Origin of the sequence: Streptomyces griseomycini, assembly GCF_014203535.1 — a bacterium.
GTDB classification, from domain to species: domain Bacteria; phylum Actinomycetota; class Actinomycetes; order Streptomycetales; family Streptomycetaceae; genus Streptomyces; species Streptomyces griseomycini.
This window is the reverse complement of the sequence record NZ_JACHJI010000007.1, coordinates 39,559-61,025: the sequence shown is the minus strand read 5'-3', so window position 1 is coordinate 61,025 and position 21,467 is coordinate 39,559. Positions and strand designations below refer to the sequence as shown.

The window sequence follows — 21,467 nt, the reverse complement described above, 5'->3', positions numbered from 1 at the left end:
ACGACGGGGGTTTCCCCGGACCTCGTACGAGGTCCGGGGAAACCCCCGTCGCCGTCCGCGCCCGCTCACACGGCCAGGAAAGCCGCCGTGAGCAACGCCGTCCCCGACAACGCCAGCACCCACGCGGCCCGCGTCCGCAGCAACCCGCCCGCCACCACCACCGACGCCAGCAGCAGCGCCCCGCCCAGCGGAACCCACGCGTACAGGATCCCGGCCGGACCGGAACGGACCGCGTGCTCGCCGCCCGGCTTCAGCACCACCGTGTAGGTCTCACCCCTGTCCACGGCCACCGAGTCCTCCAGCACGACCCGCGCCCGCGGCTGCGACCCCTGCGACAACGGCGCATAGGGCCCCGTGCACGTCTTCGCCCCGCACCGCGTCACCTCGACCGTGCCGCGCTCGCGCCCCTTCGTCAGCATCGCGTGCTGCGCCGTGCCCCACGACGCCCACACACCGGCGATCAGGATCAGCGCGGCGACCGTGCCCATCGCCGCGAACCGGCACAGCCGCAGCACGGTGGAGGCACCCCGGGAGGCCCGGGAGGAGAGGACCGCAGAAGGCATGGCCGCGATCCTTGGCCATGACCTTGCGGTCGGTCAACTCCGGTGGGGGCGGACGGAGAGACCCCCACCGGACAAGTCGACAGATGTGCCCATCGGCACCTCACGAGTTGTACGCGCTCTGCGCCCGCTCCAACCCCTCCGTCACCAGACACTCCACCGCGTCCGCCGCCCGGTCCACGAAGTAGTCCAGCTCCTTGCGCTCCGCCGACGAGAAGTCCTTCAACACGAAATCCGCCACCTGCATCCGCCCCGGCGGCCGCCCGATCCCGAACCGCACCCGGTGATAGTCCCGCCCGAACGCCTTCGTGATCGACTTCAACCCGTTGTGCCCGTTGTCCCCGCCCCCCAGCTTCAGCCGCAGCACGCCGTAATCGATGTCCAGCTCGTCATGGACCGCCACCACATGCGCCACCGGCACCTTGTAGAACTCCCGCAGCGCGTTCACCGGTCCGCCCGAGAGGTTCATGTACGACATCGGCTTCGCCAGGACCACCCGCCGGTTCGCCGGCCCCGGCGGCCCGATCCGCCCCTCCACCACCTGTGCCTGGGCCTTCCCGGCCCGCTTGAACCGGCCCCCCACCCGCTCCGCCAGCAGGTCCGCCACCATGAACCCCACGTTGTGCCGGTTCATCGCGTACTCCGGCCCCGGATTGCCCAGACCCACGATCAACCAGGGAGCCGCCGCGTCGATCACCGCATCGGTCGTCACGTCCATGTCTCCTTCATACGCGTCGGCCGCTGCCCCGCACGGGAACAGCGGCCGACGAAACGACGACTACGAGGAGGATCAGGCCTCGGCGGCCTCTTCACCCTCGGCACCCTCGGGCGCCTCCTCCGCCTGCGCGGCCAGCACCTGCAGCACCACGGCGTCCTCCTCCACGGCCAGCTTCACACCGTTCGGGAGCGCGATGTCCTTCGCGAGAACCGAGGCACCGGCCTCCAGACCCTCGATGGACACGGAGACCTGCTCCGGGATGTGCGTCGCCTCGGCCTCGACCGGCAGCGCGTCCAGAACGTGCTCCAGCAGGTAGCCGCCCGGGGCCAGCTCACCCTCGGTCTGCACCGGGATCTCGACCTGGACCTTCTCGCCGCGCTTCACCAGCAGCAGGTCCACGTGCTCCAGGAAACCCTTCAGCGGGTCACGCTGCACGGCCTTCGGGATCGCCAGCTCGCTGGTCTTGCCGTCGATGTCCAGCGAGATCAGCACGTTCGGCGTACGCAGCGCCAGCAGCAGCTCGTGGCCCGGGAACGTCAGGTGCAGCGGGTCCGAACCGTGCCCGTACAGCACACCCGGAACCTTGTTGTCACGGCGGATACGGCGCGCGGCACCCTTGCCGAACTCGGTGCGCGTCGCGGCGGAGATCTTCACCTCGGACATGATCACTCCTCGAAGTCAGAAAACGGACGTGGTCACCCGGCCACGAACGGCCTGCTACGAAGAGCGCGTCGATAACGGACCGCCGCACCAGCCTCACATGAAGCGGAACGGCCTCCCTCGCCGAGCAACTGCAGCAGTCTACTCGGACCGGGAGGCCGCACCCAAAACGATCACCGGACGACGCCGGCCACCGGAAACGGTCGCAGAACCCTTACTGCTCGTCGAACAGGCTCGTCACCGAACCGTCCTCGAACACCTCACGCGCCGCACGCGCGATCGTCGGCGCGATCGACAGCACCTTGATCTTGTCCAGCGTCTCGCTCAGCTCCGTCGGCGTCGGCAGCGTGTTCGTGAACACGAACTCGCTCACCCGCGAATTCTTCAACCGGTCCGCCGCCGGACCCGACAGCACACCGTGCGTCGCCGTCACGATCACGTCCTCCGCACCGTGCGCGAACAACGCGTCCGCCGCGGCACAGATCGTGCCACCGGTGTCGATCATGTCGTCCACCAGCACACACACGCGGCCCCGCACCTCACCGACCACCTCGTGCACGGTGACCTGGTTCGCCACGTCCTTGTCCCGGCGCTTGTGCACGATCGCCAGCGGCGCACCCAGCCGGTCGCACCAACGGTCCGCCACCCGCACACGACCCGCGTCCGGCGACACCACCGTCAGCTTCTCCCGGTCCACCTTCGCCCCCACGTAGTCCGCCAGCAGCGGCAACGCGAACAGGTGGTCCACCGGACCGTCGAAGAACCCCTGGATCTGATCCGTGTGCAGATCCACCGTCAGCAGGCGGTCCGCACCCGCCGTCTTCATCAGATCCGCGATCAGACGCGCCGAGATCGGTTCACGACCCCGGTGCTTCTTGTCCTGCCGCGCGTAACCGTAGAACGGCACGATGACCGTGATGGACCTGGCCGACGCACGCTTCAACGCGTCGATCATGATCAGCTGCTCCATGATCCACTTGTTGATCGGAGCAGTGTGGCTCTGGATCAGGAAACAGTCGGCACCACGAGCCGACTCCTGATACCGCACGTAGATCTCACCATTGGCGAAGTCGAAGGCCTTCGTCGGGACGACCCCGACACCCAGCTGCTGGGCGACCTCCTCGGCAAGCTCGGGGTGGGCGCGGCCGGAGAAGAACATCATCTTCTTCTCGCCGGTCGTCTTGATCCCGGTCACAGCACTTTCTCCTCAGAGGTCTCGCAGCCGGATGTCCGACAACCTCGTCGCCGCCATGCGAGAGGCCATCACAGCTGGTAGGGGGTGCAGGTGTGCACTTATCACGGTACGCCGTGTTCGGAGCACCGTTTTCCGGTCAGTCCTCCTCGACCGACCCCCGGGAAGCCTCCTCCGCAGCCTTCGCGGCAGCACTCCCCGGACGCTTACGAGCCACCCAACCCTCGATATTCCGCTGCTGACCACGGGCCACGGCCAGCGAACCGGGCGGCACATCCTTCGTGATCACCGAGCCGGCAGCCGTGTAAGCGCCGTCCCCGATCGTGACAGGAGCCACAAACATGTTGTCCGAACCCGTCTTGCAGTGCGACCCGACGGTCGTGTGGTGCTTGTGCTCCCCGTCATAGTTCACGAACACACTCGCCGCACCGATGTTCGAGAAGTCGCCGATCGTCGCGTCCCCGACGTACGACAGATGCGGGACCTTCGTCCCCTCGCCGATCGACGCGTTCTTCGTCTCCACGAACGTACCGACCTTGCCCCCACGACCCAGCCGCGTCCCCGGACGCAGGTACGCGTACGGCCCCACCGACGCCCCGGGACCCACCTCCGCACCCGACGACACCGTGTTGTCCACCCGCGCACCGGCACCCACACGGGTGTCCGCCAACCGCGAGTTCGGACCCACCTCACACCCCTCGGCCAGATGCGTCGACCCCAGCAACTGCGTCCCCGGATGCACGATCACATCCTGCTCGAACGTCACGGTGACGTCGACCCACGTCGTCGCCGGATCCACCACCGTCACCCCGGACAGCATGGCGGCCGTCAGCAACCGGTCGTTCAGGATCCGCCGCGCCTCCGCCAACTGCACCCGGTTGTTGATCCCCGCGATCTCCCGGTGGTCCCCCGCCACCGACGCACCCACCCGGTGCCCCGCCTCACGCAGGATCCCGAGCACATCGGTCAGGTACTCCTCACCCTGACTGTTGTCCGTCCGCACCCTCTTCAGCGCATCCACCAGCAGCGCACCGTCGAACGCGAACACACCCGAATTGATCTCCCGGATCGCCCGCTGCTCCTCCGAGGCGTCCTTGTGCTCCACGATCGCGGTCACCGCACCCGTGCCGTCCCGCACGATCCGCCCGTACCCGGTCGCGTCCGGCACCTCCGCCGTCAGCACCGTCACCGCGTTCCCGTCGGCGGAGTGCGCGGCGGCCAGCTGCCGCAACGTCCCACCCGTCAGCAGCGGGGTGTCACCGCAGACCACCACCACGGTCCCCTCGACCGCGCCGCCCAGCTCCTCCAGGCCCATCCGCACGGCGTGACCGGTGCCGTTCTGCTGCTCCTGGACCGCGGTGCGGACCTCGGGCGCGACCCCGGCGAGGTGGGCGGTCACCTGCTCGCGGGCGTGCCCCACGACGACGACCAGGTTCTCCGGCTCGAGCTCACCGGCGGCGGCGAGCACGTGGCCCACCAGGGAACGGCCACAGATGTCGTGCAGGACCTTCGGTGTGGCCGACTTCATACGGGTGCCCTCACCCGCTGCGAGAACGACGACGGCTGCCGGGCGATTGGCGCTCACGGGATGCCCTTCGGCTGTGATGGGGGTGGGGGATGGACAACCGCAGGATACCGGGGCGCTGGTGGGGGGACATGAGAGCGGGGCCCCGACAGTGCTGTCGGGGCCCCGCGGCCGGCTCCCGGGGCAGGAGTCGAACCTGCGTCTTACCTGGATTCAAAGTCCAGTCGCCCCTACCGACAGAGCAACCCGGGAATGCCGGGGCTAGCCTACGGGGTTCGTTGTTCGGCTGCCACCACCGTTCCGGACCACCGTCCTTCGACGCGGCGGTACGACCCGGCGCCGCGCAGGACGCTGATCACCAGGCAACCTCGGTGGTTCTCGCCTGCGTTCCTGCGGATGGTTCTGGGGTTGTGCTCCTTGATCGTTGTCTGCCGCAACTGGGAGATGCCGGTTCCTGCCAAGTCCGCCCAGCGGTTCTCAGCGCCCTCGACGTCGGCCGTCACGCGGATCACGACTCGGTACCGCAGGCGTTCACGATCCACCCCGAGCACGTCGAGCCAAGCCAGGGAGATCCGGACTACGTTGGGGTCGCTGTTGACGAACTGCACGTTCTCACGCCTGGCGTACGGCTTGTCCTCCGCGCCCTCGGCCCGACGGAGGGCCCCACCGGTCATGAACAGCTCGCGGTCGGTCGTCGTGCCGATCCGACCCGCAGCGACCGCCTTGGTCCGCTGACGCTCTTCGCCGCGCACCGCCAGCTCGTGCTCCCACCTCTTCCGAGCGGCCGGCTTCGCTTGCTCCGTCGGGGCGCGCCGCAGCGCCACCGCCCGTTCCCGCAGGCCCTCGGAGTCGGCGTACTTGCCGGGTGCATGTGTCACACGCATACCGTCCGGGCGGAATGGCCGGTTCCCCTCTCGAACGGTGACCGGTTCGGCAGTTCGAGGGATTTCGGGCCGTACCGCATCCGAACGGTCACCCTGGGTGGTGGGGCCCGGTCGTGGAAACTCGCCGGAAAAGCGGCGTCGACCGCCCGTAGGCTGGAGGCATGACCACGACGGGGGAAGACCATGTGACGGCCCGGGGCGGGCCGTGGTGGTGGGCCAGGCGGCGTAGTGCCGCGCTCGATGTGAGCCTCGCGGTGGTGTCCGCCGTGGAGTGCGGGCTGGAGGGGATCCCGTTCGCGCGGGAGGCGGGGCTTCCGGTGGCCGCGGGGGTGGTGTTCGGGCTGCTGGCCGGTTCCGTGCTGCTGGTGCGGCGGAAGTGGCCGATCGCGGTGGTGCTGGTGGCGGTCGCGGTGACGCCGGCGGCGATGGGCTTCCTGTTGGGCATCGTCGGTCTGTACTCGCTGGCCGCTTCGGACGTGCCGCGCCGGATCATCGCCTCGCTGGCCGGGATGCAGCTGGTGGGGACGCTGATCGTGATGTTCGTGCGGTTGCGGCAGGACATCGCGCGGGAGGACCTCGAGGTCGGGGACTGGATCGTGCCGTTCGCGGCCGTCACGACCTCGTTGGGGCTGACGGCGCCGCCGTTGCTGCTGGGTCTGTACGTCGGGGCGCGGCGGCGGTTGATGGAGAGCTTGCGGGAGCGGGCGGACAGTCTGGAGCGGGAGCTCCAGCTGCTCGCGGAGCGGGCGGAGGAGCGGGCCGAGTGGGCGCGGAACGAGGAGCGGACGCGGATCGCCCGTGAGATGCACGACGTGGTCGCGCACCGGGTGAGCCTGATGGTGGTGCACGCGGCGGCGCTGCAGGCGGTGGCGCGGAAGGATCCGGAGAAGGCGGTGCGGAACGCCGCGCTGGTGGGGGACATGGGCCGGCAGGCGTTGACGGAGTTGCGGGAGATGCTCGGGGTGCTGCGGTCCGGCACCGGTACCGGCACCGGCACCGGTGCCGGTGGGGAGGGTGCCGGGCGGCGGGAGGCGCGGGCGTCGTCGGTCTCGTCGGTGCCGTTGGCGGCGGTGGGGGCGGCGGCTGCGGCTGCCGCGTCGCGGGCGGTGGGTGTGGCCGGCGGGTCGGGGGAGGGTGTGGCCGAGGGGCCGTGCCTGTCGGAGATCGACGAGCTGGTGGGGCAGTCGGCGGCTGCGGGGATGGTCGTGGACCTGTCGGTGGAGGGGGAGGTCCGTTCGTACGCGCGGGAGGTGGAGTCGACGGCGTACCGGGTGGTGCAGGAGGCGTTGACGAACGTCCACAAGCACGCGGCGGGCGCGAAGACGTATGTGCGGCTCGCGCACCGGGTGTCGGAGATCGCGATGCAGGTGGAGAACGAGCCGCCGCCGGAGGCGGCGTCGTCGGCGCGGTTGCCGTCCGGGGGGAACGGCCTGGTGGGGATGAAGGAGCGGGTGTCGGCGTTGGGCGGGGTGTTCGTGTCGGGGCCGACGGAGGCGGGGGGTTTCCGGGTGTCGGCGGTGATTCCGGCGTCGTAGGCCGGGGTGTGGGGCCGGGGGCGGGTTCAGCCGGCGGTGAGGCGTACGGGCTGGATGCCGGAGACGAGGGCGGCGAGGGCTCGGTCGATGTCGGGGCCGAGGTACCAGTCGCCGGTGTGGTCGAGGGCGTAGACGCGGCCCTGGGCGTCGATGGCGAGGAGGGCCTGGGTGTCGGTCTCGGCGCCGAGGGGGCAGACCTCGGTGTCGAGGGCGCGGCCGAGGTCGCCGAGGGTGCGGGCCATGTGGAGGCCGTGCAGGGGGTCGAGGTCGAGGGCGACGGGGGCGACCTGGCGGCCGGGGCCGGTGGGGTCGATGTGGAGTCCGCCGAATTCGGCCCAGGCTTCGACGGCCGCGGGGAAGACGGTGTGGCGGTGTCCGGCGGGTGAGGTGTGGTCGCGGAGGGTGTCGGCCCAGATCTCGGCCTGTTTGATGTCCCAGCGCCCGGGTTGCCATCCGGCGGCGCGCAGGGCGGCGTCGACGGGGACGGCGAAGCGGGTGGAGGAGGTGCGGTCGGTGTGCATCTGCTCTTCGATCGTCGGTGGTCGGGGGTGGGGCCGGGTGTGGGGGCGGGTCAGCCGTCGGTGGCGGCCGGGTCGACGATGCGGATGCCGAAGTGGGCGCTGAGGGCGGTGCAGGCGCGGCAGGGGGTGGCGAAGCTGCCGTGGAGGGGGTCGCCGTCCTCGCGGATGCGGCGGGCGGTGAGTTTGGCCTGTTTGAGTGCTTTGCGGGCTTCGCCGTTGGTCATGGGTTTGCGTGCGGCGCGTTTGCTGCGTGCGGCGTCGGCGGCGGCGATGTGCCGGGAGATGAGGATGGTCTCGGCGCAGCGGCCGGTGAAGCGGTCGCGTTGGGTGCTGGTGAGGGTGTCGAGGAAGTCCTGGACGAGGGGGTGCAGGGCGGGGGGTGTGTCGCCGCGGGCGGCGGTGCCGGTGAGGGTGGTGCCGCGGACGGAGAGGGCGGCGGCGATGGTGGGGAGGATGCCGTCGCGGCGGTGGCGCAGGCTGGGGACGTGGGTGCCGTCGAAGGTGCTCCAGCCGATGCGGGGGTCGCCGGTCCGGGGGTCACCGGTACGGGGGTCACCGGTACGGGGGTTTCCGATGCGGGGGTCGCCGGAGCGGGGGTCGCCGGATGGGCCGGTGTGCGTCCCCGTCTGTGTCACGTTCATGATCGCCATTCCCTCCCGAGCATCCCCTCGGAGGTCACAGGGTGCCAAATGGCGTGGCTGATGCGGAAGCTGGGGCCGGGCGACACGCCCGGGTTTGGGCGGGCTGTCACGGGAGGGTGACGGTTGGTCACGGAAGCGGAGGGGTGGGTCACCGGTGCCGGTGACCGGTGTCGTCGTACCGCATAGGCTGTCGGCACCGCGATTCGTGCGGTGATCCGTGCGGTGGTGCGTGCGGGACGCCGTGGGGGTCGTGGCGGTAAGCAGTCGAGACAGACGTGACAGTCGAATACGTTCCGTGACGGCCTGAGGTGGCCGGTGGGGGCGTACAGAGTGCCGCAGGGGGCAACCGCCATGACGACAGGTCGGCTCGGGCTGGGGGTACCACCCGGCCGCCAGGCCGGGGGACAAGCCGCGCCGCCGAACGCGGCCTACGCCGGGCAGGTCGTGCACTTCCCGGATCCGGTGCGGGCGGCCCGTCACCCGAGAGGGGTGCGGGTGGACGAGCGCGGTTACCCCGATTTCTCGCCGTACGCGCGGGCGGCCGCGGAGGTCGCGGAGCCGCCGGAGGGTTTCGGCGTCGACGAGTTGCGGTTGACGGACTACGTGTCGGCGAACGCGGCGTTGGCGGCGAGCGGCCACGAGCTGTGGGACACGGTGCCGGCGGTGGCGACGCCGCACGGCTGGACGTGGCACCACGTGGTGGGGTCGCGGCGGCTGGAGCTGGTGCCGGTCGAGGTGAAGGCGCTGCTGCGGCACCACGGCGGGCTGGCGACGGCGAACGTGGACCAGGACAAGCGGGGCACGCGGCCGTTGCAGGAGACGCGTCCGGCGCACTTCGGGCTGCCGAAGTCGGGTGTGGCGGTGTCGGAGTCGCAGGTGCTGGGGGTCGAGGAGGACCTCGGGTACCGGCTGCCGGGTGCGTACCGGTCGTTCCTGAAGGCGGCGGGTGGTTGTGCGCCGGTGGGGACGGCGCTGGACGCGGAGTTGGGTCTGCTGGTGGACCAGCCGTTCTTCACGGTGCGGGACGAGGCGGCGGTCAACGACCTGGTGTACGTCAACAAGTGCCTGCGGGATCACCTCACCAAGGACTACCTGTGCGTCGGCTTCGTGCAGGGCGGTCTGCTGGCGGTGAAGGTGAGGGGCGACCGGGTGGGTTCGGTGTGGTTCTGCGCGTACGACGACGCGCGGGACGTGGATCCGTCGTGGCCGCCGGCCGAGCGGGTGGAGCGGTTGCTGCTGCCGTGCGGGGACGACTTCGACGCGTTCCTGTCGCGGCTCGCGGGGTCTCCGCCGGAACTGGAGACGGTGGCGAATCTGATGGTGGACGGCGGGTTCGCGCGTGCCGTTCCGGTTTCTTCCGCGGGGGAGTGAGCTTCGGCGATGGTGACGTTCGCGCAGGCGCAGGAGCGCGCGGAGGAGTGGGTCAACGGGGACGTGCCGTCGTACCAGCACCGTGAGGTGCGGGTGCGGGAGTTCGACCTCGGGTTCGTGGTGTGGGCGGAGGACCGTGCGGACGGGCCCCGTTCGGACGGCGGTGCGCAGCGGCTGGTGATCGCCCGGGACAGCGGTGAGGCGACGCTGTGGCCGGCGCTGCCGGTGGGCGAGGTGATCCGCCGGTACGAGGAGGAGTACGGCCGTGACGACGCGGCGCCCGAGCCGGTGCCGGCGCCTGCGGCGCGGGTGGATCTGAACCAGACGTCGTTCTTGCTGAGTCCGCCGGAGTGGCTGCAGGAGGCGGCGGATCGGCTGGGGATTCCGGACCGGCGGGGGGCGGGGTCGGCTTCGGCCTCGGGGACCGCGGGGGCGGATTCCGGTTCCGTTTCTGCTTCCGGTGCCGGGGCTCCGGCGTCGGGCGTGCCCGCCGGGGCGGGGAGCGGGGCGGAGTGGCCCGCCGCCGGGGGGAGTGACTCCCCGGCGGGTGGCGGTGCGTCGGCCGGGGCGACGCCGTGGGCCGGTACGGACACCAGCGCCGATGCCGGTGAGGACCGTTCCGTGCCGCTGCCGGAGACCGTGTTCGCCCCGCAGTTGAACGAGTCCGGTGACGCCGCCCCGCCGTCCGCGGTGGCGCCGGAGGCCAGGACGACGCTGATGTCGGGCGGCAGCCAGCTTCCGTCGACGGCTGTCGCACCGGCGCTTCCGGAACCCGGTGCGCCGGGCACGCCGCTTCCGGGGGTTCCGGGTACGCCGCCCGCCGGTGTACCGGGTACGCCGCCCGCCGGTGTGCCGGGCACCCCTCCGCCGGGTGCGCCGCAGGGCAGTACGCCGCCTCCGGCTGCTCCCGAGCGGCCGCTCGCGCCGCACGCCGGGGACATCGCCGACGCCGCGACCAGCAAGGCGACACCGCCGCCGCGTCGTGGCTCGGGTCCGACGCCGCCGCCTCCGCCGGGCGCCCCCGGGACGCCGGGCGCACGGCCGGGCGCCACGCCCCCGCCCGCTCCCGGTGCGCCGGGTGCTCCGGCGGGCGGCGGGTACGTACCGACGCAGATGGTGTCGGCGTTCGGCCCCGACGGCCCGGAGGGGCCCGGGGGCGCGCCGGCCCCGCAGCCGCCGGGTGCCGCGACGCCGCCGCCCGGTGCTCCGACCCCGCCTCCCCCGGGTGCGCCGAACGCGCCCGGCACGCCGCCCGGTGGTGTCCACCACGCCGCGACGATGCTCGCCGATCCCGGCGGGACGGGCCCGGGCGCTCCCGGCGCGCCGCAGCCCCCGGGTCCGCCGCCCGGCGCCCCGGCCGCTCCCGGTGCGCCGCATCCTCCGGTCGCCCCCGGCGCTCCCGGTGCCCCCGGTGCTCCGGGGGGTGCGCGCGGCCCCGTGCACCACGCGGAGACGGTGCTGGCCGCGCCCCCGGTGGGGGGTCCCGGTGCGCCTCCGCCGCCGCCCCCGCCGGCCCCGGGGAGGCCGCCCGGTGCGATGGCTCCCGGTGCGCCTCCGCACGGCGCGCCCGTGCCCGGGCAGCCGCCGGCGTACGGGTATCCGCAGCAGCCCACCGGTCAGCCGACCGTCGGCCCCGGCTACCAGGCCGTGCTGCGCTACCGCGCGCAGGACGGTTCCGAGCAGCAGCTGATCCGGCGTTCGGCGCCGGGCACGCCGCACCCGGAGTGGCAGATCTTCCACGAGCTGCGTGCCATGAACGTGCCGCCGGGCCAGGTGCTGGAACTGCACACCGAGCTGGAGTCGTGCGAGCTGCCGGGCGCGTACTGCGCGCGGATGATCCGGGAGCAGTGGCCGCAGGCGCGGATCACGTCCATCGCGCCGTACGGCACGGATCACGCGAGCCGGCAGCAGGGCATGCAGCAACTGCTGGCCCACCAGGGTGAGTTGCACCAGGTGGCGGACGGTCCGGCGCGTCCGGCCCCGGTGCGCGCACCGTTGCCGCCGGTGCAGCCGGCGCCGCCGGTTCCGCCGGAGGGCATCGCCCAGGAGCTGGCGGGGGCGTTCGGGCCGGGGGTGTTCCGGTTCGAGCAGGCGGCGGTGTCGCGGCAGGGGGTGCCGCCGATCGTGGCGCACACGCTGGTGGTGGCCGGGCTGCCGCTGGACATGGGCCCGTTCTTCTGGGCGCAGGCCCAGCCGGGCCGGCCGGTGCCGACGCTGGCGGAGCTGGCGGCCGAGCGGGGGGTGCAGCCGGCCTCGGACGCGGGCTCGTACCTGGTGATGGGCAGCGACTTCGGCAAGGCGATCTGCGTGCAGTACGGCACGGCGCACATCGTCGCGGTGCCGGTGGAGGCGGGGCCGGGCGGGGCGCCCGTGCCGCCGCAGTTCGTGAACACCGGTCTGCCGGAGTTCGCCCGCTGCCTGGCGCTGCTGGGGCGGATGTGGCGGCTGCGGTACGGGCTGAACCAGGAGCAGGCGGGTCGCTGGACCGTCGACTTCCAGGCCCAGTTGGCCGCGCTGGACCCGGCGGCGCTGGGTTCGCCGGAGAGCTGGTGGTCGGTGCTGCTGGAGCAGATGTGGGACGGCCTGCTGTGAGCCGCCGCTGACCTCCGTGCTCGGCGCGGACGTCAGGGCCGGGCCCGGTCGACATGTCGACCGGGCCCGGCTTTTGCGTGCCCTCTTCGCGGAGTGTCGCGTTATGAACACTTCCGTGTGTTCCACCAAGATGTGCGCGAATCATCCCATTTCGTGCCCGGTCGTCGTACCGGGCCTCGGGTCCGTCCGTCCGGTGAAGAGGGGTTCCAGGATGAGCAGCGCATCGGTGTCGTCGCAGGGCTTCGAGGTCGTGCGGGGGCGCGGCTACCGCCCCCTGCAGGTGATCGCGTACGTCGATGCCCTCTCCGCTGACCGTGATGCCGCCTGGGAGCGGGCCGCGCGGCTCACCGTGCTGGCCCGCGAGATGGAGGAGGAGCTGGAGCGGCTGCGGGAGCGGGTGGCGGGGCTGGCCCCGCAGACGTACGAGTCGCTCGGGGAGAGCGCGCGGCGGCTGTTCGAGCTGGTCGAGGAGGAGGCGGAGGCCGTGCGGGAGGGGGCCCGCCGGGAGGCGCAGCGGATGGGGGACCTGGCGCGGGAGGAGGCGGCCGGCGTGCGGGAGGCCGCGCAGGCGTGCGCCGACACGCTGCGCGCCGATGCCGACGAGGACGCCCGGCAGCGGCTGCTCGCGGCCCGCGCGGAGGCCGACGAGATCCGCGTCGCGGCCCGGGCCGAGGTGAAGGAGCAGCGCGCGGAGACGCTGGAGGCGTTGCGGGAGGTGCGCCGGCGCACCTCCGGGATGCTGGCCGAGCGGACCGCGGAGCAGCAGCGGCGGCTGGCCGAGGTGGAGCGGGAGGAGGCCGAACGGGTGGCCGCCCTGGAGGCCCGGCACACGGAGGCGGTGGAGCGGGCCGAGGGCGCGCTGGCCGAGGCGAAGCAGGTCTTCGCCGAGGCGGAGGAGGAGGCCCGGCGCCGTCAGGAGGAGGCGGAGGAGCGTGCGGACGAGCTGCTCGCCCAGGCGCGGGTGCGCGCGGAGGGCATCGCGCGGGAGACCGAGCGGGTGCTGCGCGAGCACGAGGAGTCGCGGGAGGTCGTGCAGGCGCACATGGACCACGTGTGCGCCAGCCTCAGCGCGCTGACGGGGCGGGTGGTGGAGTGAGGCAGGGGCGGGTGGTGGAGCGGGAGGAGGGGCGGTGGGCGGCCGTCCCGTCCGCCGCCCGCCGCGTGCCGTTTCAGTTCCTCCTGCGCACCGCCCCCGCGAGGATCCGTGCCTCCACCGCCTCGTACTGCCGCCGCTGTTCCTCCGTCCCGGCCCGGCCGGAGGCCATCGTGCCGATCCAGCCGCAGGCGAAGCCGGCGGGGATGGACAGCAGCCCGGTGGTGGTGAAGGGGAACCAGTTGAAGTCGGCACCGGGGAAGGCGGAGACGGGGGAGCCGGAGACCAGGTTGGTGCCCGGCATCAGCAGCAGCACGGCGAGGGAGCCGCCGATGAGGGTGGCGAGCAGGCCGGTGCGGGTGTAGCGGCGCCAGAAGAGGCCGTAGACGAGGGCGGGCGCGATGGCGGAGGCGCCGATGCAGAAGGACAGGGTGACCAGGGGCTGCAGGCTGTGGTGCTGCACCAGGGTGGCGAGCAGGATCGCGGGGACGCCCACCGCGAGCGCGGAGAGGCGGGCCAGGGTCATCTCGCGGCGCGGTGACAGCTCCTGGAGGCGGGAGGCGAAGACGTCGTGGGCGAGGGAGTTGGCGCAGGCGAGGATCATGCCGGCGACGGAGGCCAGGACGGTGAGGAAGATCGCCGTGGTGACGGTGGTGAGGAGGAAGGTCTCGGTCGTGGTCACCTCCGGGCCGAACGCGGCCTGGGAGCCGAGGAGGTAGGCGGTGTTGCCGCGCGGATCCGCCTCGGCGATCGCGGCCCGTCCGACCAGCGCGGTCGCGCCGAAGCCGACGACGGTGAGGACGAGGACGAACAGGGCCACGCTCGACACCGCCCAGGACATCGAGCGGCGCACCTGACGGGCGCTGGAGGCGGTGTACATGCGCATGGTGACGTGGGGGAGGCAGGCGCCGCCGAGGACGACCGTCAGCTGTGAGGTGATCATGTCCAGGCCGGGGCTGGCCCCTCCGGCGAACTGGAGGCCGGAGGAGAGGAAGGCGGAGCCGACCCCGCTGTTGTCGGCGGCCGCGTCGAACAGCGCGCCCGGGTTCCAGTCGAACCGGTCCAGGACGAGGGCGGCGACGACGGTGCCGGAGCCGAGCAGCATCACCATCTTCAGGATCTGGATGAGGGCGGTGCCCTTCATGCCGCCGATCGCCGCGTAACTGATCATCAGCGCGCCCACCCCGATGATGCAGCCCGTCTGCAGCGACTCCCCGGAGAAGCCCAGGATGAACGCCATCAGCTGTCCGGTGCCGGCGAGTTGCACCAGCATCATCGGCAGCAGCGCGGCGAGGGTGACGGCGCTGGCGGTGACGCGTATGCCGCGCTCCCGCGGCATGCGCCGGGTCAGTGCGTCGCCCATGGTGAACCGGCCCGCGTTGCGCAGCGGTTCGGCCAGCAGGAACATCAGCAGCATCAGTGACAGCGCGGTGCTCAGGGCGAGGACGATGCCGTCGTACCCGAACAGGGCGATGACGCCGCCGGTGCCGAGGACGGTCGCGGCGGAGATGTAGTCGCCGGCGATGGCCAGGCCGTTACGGAAGGGGGACAGGGAGCCGTAGCCGGTGTAGAACTCGTCGAGGTCGTCGCGGTCGGGGCCGGTCATCACGCACAGCAGCAGGGTGACCGTGGCGACGGCGGAGAAGCCGACGAGGGCCATGGCCTGTGCGTTCCCGCTGAACTCGGGGTTCACCGCGTCGCCCCCCGCTTGGCGTCCAGCTCGGTCTGCCTGCGGATGAGGTCCGCGAGGGGGTCGACGTGGCGGCGGGCGGTGCCTTCGTACATCGCGATCGCCAGCCAGGTGACGGGTACCTGGAGCAGGGCGAGCAGCAGGCCGGTGGGGACTCCGTCGGTGACGGTGCCGGTCATGAAGGAGGGGGCGGACGCGGACAGGATCAGGAAGAGGACGAAGTACCCGAGCGCGGTGAGGGTGGCGGTGCGGCGCTGCCAGCGGTAGGCGCTGCGCAGGCGGCGGAGGTCGCTGTGGTGTCCGAGCGGGGGGTGGAGGGGGGCGCGCCGCGGGTCCGGGGCGGGCGGGGCGGGGGTGCGGGGGTACGGGTTCCGGCGCGGAGGCGGGGGCGGGCCCCACGGGGACGGGTACGGGTCGAAGGACATCCCGTGCTCCTTGCAGGCTCGGGTCCGTGCGGGGACGGCAGGGAGTTGGGGGGAAGCGGATCCCGCACGTTACTCCCGCGCCCCGGGAAGCGCTGCGTTTTGGCCAAACTGATCGGTCGGTATGCGGGTGGCGGGCTGACCTGGGGTGTTACCCGCGTTAACTCAGACTTTTGGCCGCCCGTCACTCTCCCGCGGACGCGGACCTCTTGTCGGCGGACGTGCCGGGGGCAGGCGGAGGCGGGCGGAGGGAGAGCGCCCGTGAGCTCCGCGCACCCCACCGGCCCCAGGAGCACCGTCGTCTTCGGGGCGACCGGGCCGACCGGGCGGCGGACCGTCGAACGGGCGGTCGCCGAAGGGCACACGGCCACAGCCGTCACGCGCCTCCCCGGAGCCTTCCCGGTCCGGCGACCGCGGGTCAGCGCGTACCGGGTCGGCACGCCGTCGGCACGTCGCGTCCGCCCGGGCGGTACACGAGCCGGGCGGACCCGGCGCACGCGGTGCTCCGGCAGGCCGTCGGGGGCGGTCACGTCCGCGCGTTCGTCGACGTGCGGACGACGGAGGGCACGCCGACCTTCCGGGAACTGATGCGGAAGGGGGCCTTCGGGAAGTAGGGGCGCGACAGGGGCCCTCGCCGGAGAGGGCGGCGGTCACTGGTCGAGCACGGGGAACCTGCGGGGGGCCAGGAACAGCAGGACCAGGAACGCCAGCGCCGCCGCGCCCGCCGCGCCCAGGTAGACCGCGTGGACGGCGTCGGCGACGGCCCGGCGGGTCGCCTCGGGGACGGTGCCCGCGTCCAGGGCGCGGGTCACCGCGTCCAGGTCGCTCGCGCCGCCGAGGCGGGCGGCCAGCACCCCGTTGGCGACCGCGCCGAAGAGGGCCGCGCCGACGGTCTGGCCGGTCTGGCGGCAGAAGAGGATCGACGCCGTCGCCGTGCCGCGTTCCTCCCACACCACCGACGACTGCACGCCGACGATGAGCGGGAGCTGGAAGAGCCCCAGCGCCGCGCCCAGCAGCAGCATCAGCAGGGTGGGCTGCCAGGCCTCGCCGGGGTAGGGGAGGAAGGGGAACGCGGAGAGGATCAGCGCGGCCGTGCCGATGCCGAGCATCGCGGTGCTGCGGAAGCCGATCCTGCGGTAGACGTGCTGGCTGAGGGCCGCCGAGACCGGCCAGGTCAACGTCCACACGGAGAACACGAATCCGGCGGCCACGGGGGCGAGGCCGAGCACCGACTGGGCGTAGGTGGGCAGGAAGACGGTCGGGGCGACCATGAGCAGGCCCAGGGCGCCCAGGGCGAGGTTGACCGCGGCGATCGTGCGGCGGCGCCACACCCAGCCGGGGATGATCGGGTCCGCCGCGCGGCGTTCCACGACCACCACCACCGCCAGGAGCACGAGTCCCGCCGAGGTCAGGGCCAACGAGGGCGCGGACAGCCAGGGCCAGGCCACTCCGCCCTGGACGAGGGCGGTGAGCAGGACGCCGCCGCAGGCGAAGACCGCCAGCGCGCCCGCCCAGTCGACACGCGCGCGTGCCGCCCGTTCCCTCGCCGGCTCCCGCAGGTGACGCACGATCAGCCACAACGCCACCGCCCCGACGGGCAGGTTGACCAGGAAGATCCAGCGCCAGTCGGCGTAGGAGGCGAGCAGGCCGCCGAGGCCGGGGCCGGCGACCGCGGAGACCGCCCAGACCGTGGAGAGGCGGGCCTGGATCTTCGGGCGCTGCTCGAGCGGGTACAGGTCGGCGGCGAGGGTCTGCACCGTGCCCTGGAGTGCGCCGCCGCCCAGGCCCTGCACGATGCGGAAGGCGACGAGCGCGGCCATGTTCCAGGCCAGGGCGCACAGCAGCGAGCCCAGCAGGAACAGCACCGCGCCCGCGACGAGGACCGGTTTGCGGCCGAAGGTGTCGGACAGCCTGCCGTAGACGGGGAGGGTGACCGTGACGGCCAGCAGGTAGCCGGAGAACAGCCAGGAGAAGTAGGAGAACCCGCCGAGGTCGCCGACGATCTGCGGGACGGCGGTGGAGACGACGGTGGAGTCGAGGGCGGCCAGCGCCATCGCCAGCATCAGGGCGGCGACGACGGCTCCGCGGCGGTCGGTTCGGGGCTCCTGCGGGGTGTCCCGTGTCGCCGGTCTGGTGCTGTCCACCCGGAATCCTTCCCTCGCGGTTGTCTGTCCCTTGCACCTATCTGTGTCGGACAGCTTCGCACTTGACCCTGACGTCGCGGGAGGGCGGAGGCTCGGGTGGGCCGGTGGGAGGAGCCGACCCCGAGAAGGCCTCCGCCCGCCGGAGGACAGCCCTTAGGGGTACCTCCGTACTACGGCTCGGGGAGGGTTCGTACCGACGGAGGACGAGACGCGCGGGAACCGTCCTTAACCTGGCTTTATGCCGCTGGGGGGCGGCTGAGCACACCGGCGGGGGTGGGGTTTTCCTCAGGGAAGGACTGCGCTGAACACCAGTGCGCGGGCCCCTCCCCGTCGCCAGACTGAACCACGTCGTACGGAACTGCGCGAAGCGGCCGCCAGGCATGACGGCGGGCGTCGCGGCACCGCTTTCTCATCTGCTGACCGACATAGGAGACTTACCGTGACATCGGCTGTGACCATTCCCAGGCACGGGGGTACTGGAGGGCGTACGGCCGTTGCCGCGCGGGCGCGGCAGGTCGTGAAGGCGTACGGGGCCGGGGAGACCCGTGTGGTCGCCCTGGACCACGTCGACGTGGACATCGCCCGCGGCCGGTTCACCGCGATCATGGGCCCCTCGGGGTCCGGCAAGTCCACGCTGATGCACTGCCTGGCCGGGCTCGACACCGTGACGTCCGGGCAGATCTACCTGGACGAGACCGAGATCACCGGCCTGAAGGACAAGAAGCTCACGCAACTGCGCCGGGACCGGATCGGGTTCATCTTCCAGGCGTTCAACCTGCTGCCGACGCTGAACGCGATCGAGAACATCACGCTGCCCATGGACATCGCCGGCCGCAAGCCCGACAAGGCGTGGCTGGACCGGGTGGTGGAGACCGTGGGGCTCGCCGGGCGGCTGAAGCACCGGCCGACCCAGCTGTCCGGCGGCCAGCAGCAGCGGGTCGCGGTGGCGCGGGCGCTGGCGGCCCGGCCGGAGATCATCTTCGGTGACGAGCCGACCGGGAACCTCGACTCGCGCGCCGGCGCCGAGGTGCTGGGCTTCCTGCGCCGCTCGGTGGACGAGCTGGGGCAGACCATCGTGATGGTCACCCACGACCCGGTCGCCGCCTCCTACGCGGACCGGGTGCTGTACCTCGCCGACGGCCGCATCGTCGACGAGATGCTCCAGCCGACGGCCGAACAGGTCCTGGACCGCATGAAGGACTTCGACGCCCGGGGGCGCACGTCATGACCGTCCTGAAGACCTCGATGCGCAACTTCTTCGCGCACAAGGGGCGCATGGCGCTGTCGGCGGTGGCGGTGCTGCTGTCGGTGGCGTTCGTGTGCGGGACGCTGGTGTTCACGGACACGATGAACACGACGTTCGACAAGCTGTTCGCGGCCACCTCCTCGGACGTCACGGTGAGCGCCGAGAACGCCTCCGACAGCGGCGAGACCACCTCCGACAACGGCAAGCCGCCGGTGATACCGGCCTCCGTGCTCGCCGACGTGCGCGAGGTGGACGGGGTGAAGTCGGCCGAGGGCACGGTGTTCTCCACCTCGGTGACCGTCGTCGACGGCGACAAGGACAGCCTCTCGCCGACCAGCGGCGGCCCGACCATCGTCGGCAGCTGGAACGCCAACGACGCCCGCACCATGGAGATCACCTCCGGTGCGGCGCCCGGGGGCCCGGACCAGATCATGGTCGACGCCGACACCGCCGACAAGCACGACCTGAAGCTCGGTGACGAGATCGGTGTCATCAACGTCGTCGGCACGCACACGGCGAAGATCTCCGGCATCGCCGACTTCACCGTCACCAACCCCGGTGCGGCGATCTTCTACCTGGACACGAAGACCGCGCAGCAGGTCCTGGTCGGTGAGAGCGGCGTCTACACCAACGTCAACGTCACCGCCGCGGCCGGCGTCAGCGACGTGCAGCTGAAGAAGAACGTCCTGGCCGGGCTCGGCGGCGACTACAAGGTGCAGACCGCCGAGGAGACCGCGGAGGCCAACCAGAAGGACGTCGAGGAATTCATGAACGTCATGAAGTACGCGATGCTCGGCTTCGCCGGGATCGCCTTCCTCGTCGGGATCTTCCTGATCGTCAACACCTTCTCCATGCTGGTCGCCCAGCGCACCCGCGAGATCGGCCTCATGCGGGCCATCGGCTCCTCCCGCAAGCAGGTCAACCGCTCGGTGCTGGCCGAGGCGCTGCTGCTCGGTGTGACCGGCTCGGTCCTGGGCGTCGGCGCGGGCGTCGGACTCGCCGTCGGGCTGATGAAGCTCATGGGCATGATGGGCATGGAGCTGTCCACGGACGACCTCACGGTCGCCTGGACGACCCCGGTGGTCGGTCTGGTCCTGGGCGTCGTCGTCACCGTGCTGGCCGCCTACCTGCCCGCGCGGCGGGCCGGGAGGATCTCCCCGATGGCCGCCCTGCGCGACGCCGGGACCCCGGCGGACCGCAAGGCCGGCTGGACACGGGGCGTCGTCGGTCTGGTCCTCACCGGTGCCGGCGGTGCCGCCCTGTACCTGGCGGGGACCGCGGACAAGGCCGCGGACGGCTCCCTGTGGCTGGGCCTGGGCGTGGTGCTGTCCCTGATCGGCTTCGTCGCCGTCGGCCCGGTGCTGGCGAGCGGTGTGGTCCGGGTCCTCGGCGCGGTCCTGCTGCGGGCCTTCGGCCCGGTGGGCCGCATGGCCGAGCGCAACGCCCTGCGCAACCCGCGCCGCACCGGTGCGACCGGCGCCGCGCTGATGATCGGGCTCGCGCTGGTGGCGTGCCTGTCGGTGGTCGGCTCCTCCATGGTCGCCTCCGCCACCGAGGAGCTCGACAAGACGGTCGGCACGGACTTCATCATCCAGAACGACCGAGGTCAGCCGATCACCCCGCAGGCCGTCGAGGCCGTGAAGTCGGTGCGGGCGCTGGACCGGGTCACCGAGTACAAGTGGACCGAGGCCGACTTCACCACGCCCGACGGCAAGACGGTGAAGGACACCGCGATCACGGCGGCCGACCCGACGTACGCGACCGACCTGCGGGTCGAGACGGTCGCCGGGAAGCTCGCCGACGCCTACCGGCCCGGCTCGATGTCCGTCCACGAGGACTTCGCGAAGGACCACCGCATCGACATCGGCTCGAAGATCGAGGTCGCCTTCAAGGAGGGCTCGACGGGCACGCTGACGGTCCGGGCGATCACCAGCAGCGAGGCCGTCGTCGACGCCGGCGCGATGTACACGTCCATCGACACCCTCGCCGCGTACGTCCCGGCCGACAAGATGCCGCTGGACCGGCTCCTCTTCGCCTCGGCGAAGGACGGGCAGAAGGACGCCGCGTACAAGGCGCTCAAGGAGTCGCTGCACGACTTCCCGCAGTACAAGGTGCGCGACCAGACCGACTACAAGCAGGCGCTGAAGGACCAGATCGGCCAGCTGCTGAACATGATCTACGGTCTGCTGGCCCTGGCGATCGTCGTCGCGATCCTCGGTGTGGTGAACACGCTGGCGCTGTCGGTGGTGGAGCGCACCCGGGAGATCGGCCTGATGCGGGCCATCGGCCTCTCGCGCCGGCAGCTGCGCCGCATGATCCGCATGGAGTCGGTCGTGATCGCCCTCTTCGGCGCCCTGCTGGGCCTGGGGCTGGGCATGGGCTGGGGCGCCACCGCACAGCAGCTGCTCGCCCTGGAGGGCCTGAAGGTCCTCGACATCCCGTGGCCGACGATCATCGGCGTGTTCATCGGTTCGGCCTTCGTGGGTCTGTTCGCCGCGCTGGTCCCGGCGTTCCGGGCGGGCAGGATGAACGTGCTCAACGCCATCGCCACCGACTGACGGGGGAGGGGACGGCCCCGCCCCGGAGGGTGGGGCCGTCCCCGGTGGCCGGGCGGGGCGTGGGATCCGATCCCACGCCCCGCCCGCTCATGTGTGCCGCTGTCCGGCGTACCGC

The 21,467-nt window shown here is 72.1% G+C and carries 17 protein-coding genes and 1 tRNA gene; 6 read left to right on the top strand and 12 right to left on the bottom strand.

The genetic code is table 11. The features are described 5' to 3' along the window. Window positions 1-65: 65 nt before the first annotated feature. The 7 genes from FHS37_RS20500 to FHS37_RS20470 all read right to left on the bottom strand — a co-directional run bounded on the left by FHS37_RS20500 (window position 66) and on the right by FHS37_RS20470 (window position 5,539). The gene (locus FHS37_RS20500; protein ID WP_184823367.1) at window positions 66-563 is read right to left on the bottom strand and encodes a hypothetical protein; all 498 of its coding nucleotides are present in this window, start codon (window positions 561-563) and stop codon (window positions 66-68) included. A 100-nt stretch (window positions 564-663) separates the two neighbouring features. Next, entirely contained in the window at window positions 664-1,278 is a 615-nt protein-coding gene (pth, locus tag FHS37_RS20495; RefSeq protein WP_184823365.1) for an aminoacyl-tRNA hydrolase, read from the bottom strand. Window positions 1,279-1,350: 72 nt separating this feature from the next. Further along, window positions 1,351-1,941 carry a 50S ribosomal protein L25/general stress protein Ctc gene (locus FHS37_RS20490; protein WP_184823363.1) on the bottom strand — a complete coding sequence of 197 codons (591 nt, stop codon included), beginning with the start codon at window positions 1,939-1,941 and terminating at the stop codon, window positions 1,351-1,353. Window positions 1,942-2,152: 211 nt separating this feature from the next. Next, window positions 2,153-3,133 (bottom strand): ribose-phosphate diphosphokinase, encoded by a 981-nt coding sequence (locus FHS37_RS20485; RefSeq protein ID WP_184823361.1) that lies wholly within the window; start codon window positions 3,131-3,133, stop codon window positions 2,153-2,155. Window positions 3,134-3,269: 136 nt separating this feature from the next. Beyond that, a complete protein-coding gene (gene glmU / locus FHS37_RS20480) occupies window positions 3,270-4,715 on the bottom strand; it encodes a bifunctional UDP-N-acetylglucosamine diphosphorylase/glucosamine-1-phosphate N-acetyltransferase GlmU (RefSeq protein WP_184823359.1) in 1,446 nt (481 codons plus the stop codon). 115 nt (window positions 4,716-4,830) lie between these two features. Further along, window positions 4,831-4,907, bottom strand: a tRNA-Gln gene (locus FHS37_RS20475). A gap of 14 nt (window positions 4,908-4,921) precedes the next feature. Then, on the bottom strand, window positions 4,922-5,539 hold the full coding sequence (locus FHS37_RS20470) for a hypothetical protein (RefSeq protein ID WP_184823357.1): 618 nt from the start codon (window positions 5,537-5,539) through the stop codon (window positions 4,922-4,924). A 161-nt stretch (window positions 5,540-5,700) separates the two neighbouring features. On the opposite strand from FHS37_RS20470, the gene FHS37_RS20465 reads away from it, so the two are divergent. Beyond that, window positions 5,701-7,074, top strand: a complete 1,374-nt coding sequence (locus tag FHS37_RS20465) for a sensor histidine kinase (RefSeq protein ID WP_184823354.1) — start codon at window positions 5,701-5,703, stop codon at window positions 7,072-7,074. 26 nt (window positions 7,075-7,100) lie between these two features. Here FHS37_RS20465 and FHS37_RS20460 read toward each other — a convergent pair whose 3' ends face one another. Beyond that, the gene (locus FHS37_RS20460) at window positions 7,101-7,595 is read right to left on the bottom strand and encodes an SUKH-3 domain-containing protein (protein WP_184823352.1); all 495 of its coding nucleotides are present in this window, start codon (window positions 7,593-7,595) and stop codon (window positions 7,101-7,103) included. Between the two features lie 50 nt (window positions 7,596-7,645). Then, the gene (locus tag FHS37_RS20455; protein ID WP_375372310.1) at window positions 7,646-8,245 is read right to left on the bottom strand and encodes a YwqJ-related putative deaminase; all 600 of its coding nucleotides are present in this window, start codon (window positions 8,243-8,245) and stop codon (window positions 7,646-7,648) included. A 342-nt stretch (window positions 8,246-8,587) separates the two neighbouring features. Between FHS37_RS20455 and FHS37_RS20450 the strand changes: the two genes are divergently transcribed. The 3 genes from FHS37_RS20450 (at window position 8,588) to FHS37_RS20440 (ending at window position 13,295) form a co-directional block, all read left to right on the top strand. Continuing rightward, the gene (locus tag FHS37_RS20450; protein WP_184823349.1) at window positions 8,588-9,607 is read left to right on the top strand and encodes an SMI1/KNR4 family protein; all 1,020 of its coding nucleotides are present in this window, start codon (window positions 8,588-8,590) and stop codon (window positions 9,605-9,607) included. A 9-nt stretch (window positions 9,608-9,616) separates the two neighbouring features. Beyond that, complete coding sequence (locus tag FHS37_RS20445; RefSeq protein WP_184823347.1) at window positions 9,617-12,199, top strand: SUKH-4 family immunity protein; 2,583 nt, start codon at window positions 9,617-9,619, stop codon at window positions 12,197-12,199. A 211-nt stretch (window positions 12,200-12,410) separates the two neighbouring features. Continuing rightward, window positions 12,411-13,295 (top strand): cellulose-binding protein, encoded by an 885-nt coding sequence (locus tag FHS37_RS20440; protein WP_184823345.1) that lies wholly within the window; start codon window positions 12,411-12,413, stop codon window positions 13,293-13,295. 73 nt (window positions 13,296-13,368) lie between these two features. Here FHS37_RS20440 and FHS37_RS20435 read toward each other — a convergent pair whose 3' ends face one another. The 3 genes from FHS37_RS20435 to FHS37_RS20425 form a co-directional block, all read right to left on the bottom strand. Further along, a complete protein-coding gene (locus FHS37_RS20435; protein WP_184823343.1) occupies window positions 13,369-14,985 on the bottom strand; it encodes a sodium/solute symporter in 1,617 nt (538 codons plus the stop codon). Beyond that, a complete protein-coding gene (locus FHS37_RS20430) occupies window positions 14,982-15,407 on the bottom strand; it encodes a DUF485 domain-containing protein (RefSeq protein ID WP_184823342.1) in 426 nt (141 codons plus the stop codon). The genes FHS37_RS20435 and FHS37_RS20430 overlap by 4 nt, the downstream gene beginning before the upstream one ends. Window positions 15,408-16,054: 647 nt before the next feature. Next, a complete protein-coding gene (locus FHS37_RS20425) occupies window positions 16,055-17,548 on the bottom strand; it encodes an MFS transporter (RefSeq protein ID WP_184823340.1) in 1,494 nt (497 codons plus the stop codon). 439 nt (window positions 17,549-17,987) lie between these two features. On the opposite strand from FHS37_RS20425, the gene FHS37_RS20420 reads away from it, so the two are divergent. Together FHS37_RS20420 and FHS37_RS20415 are read left to right on the top strand one after the other, a co-directional pair. After that, window positions 17,988-18,776 carry an ABC transporter ATP-binding protein gene (locus FHS37_RS20420; protein WP_184823338.1) on the top strand — a complete coding sequence of 263 codons (789 nt, stop codon included), beginning with the start codon at window positions 17,988-17,990 and terminating at the stop codon, window positions 18,774-18,776. Continuing rightward, entirely contained in the window at window positions 18,773-21,352 is a 2,580-nt protein-coding gene (locus FHS37_RS20415; RefSeq protein ID WP_184823336.1) for an ABC transporter permease, read from the top strand. Before FHS37_RS20420 ends, FHS37_RS20415 begins: the two co-directional genes overlap by 4 nt. The last annotated feature ends 115 nt before the right edge of the window (window positions 21,353-21,467 follow it).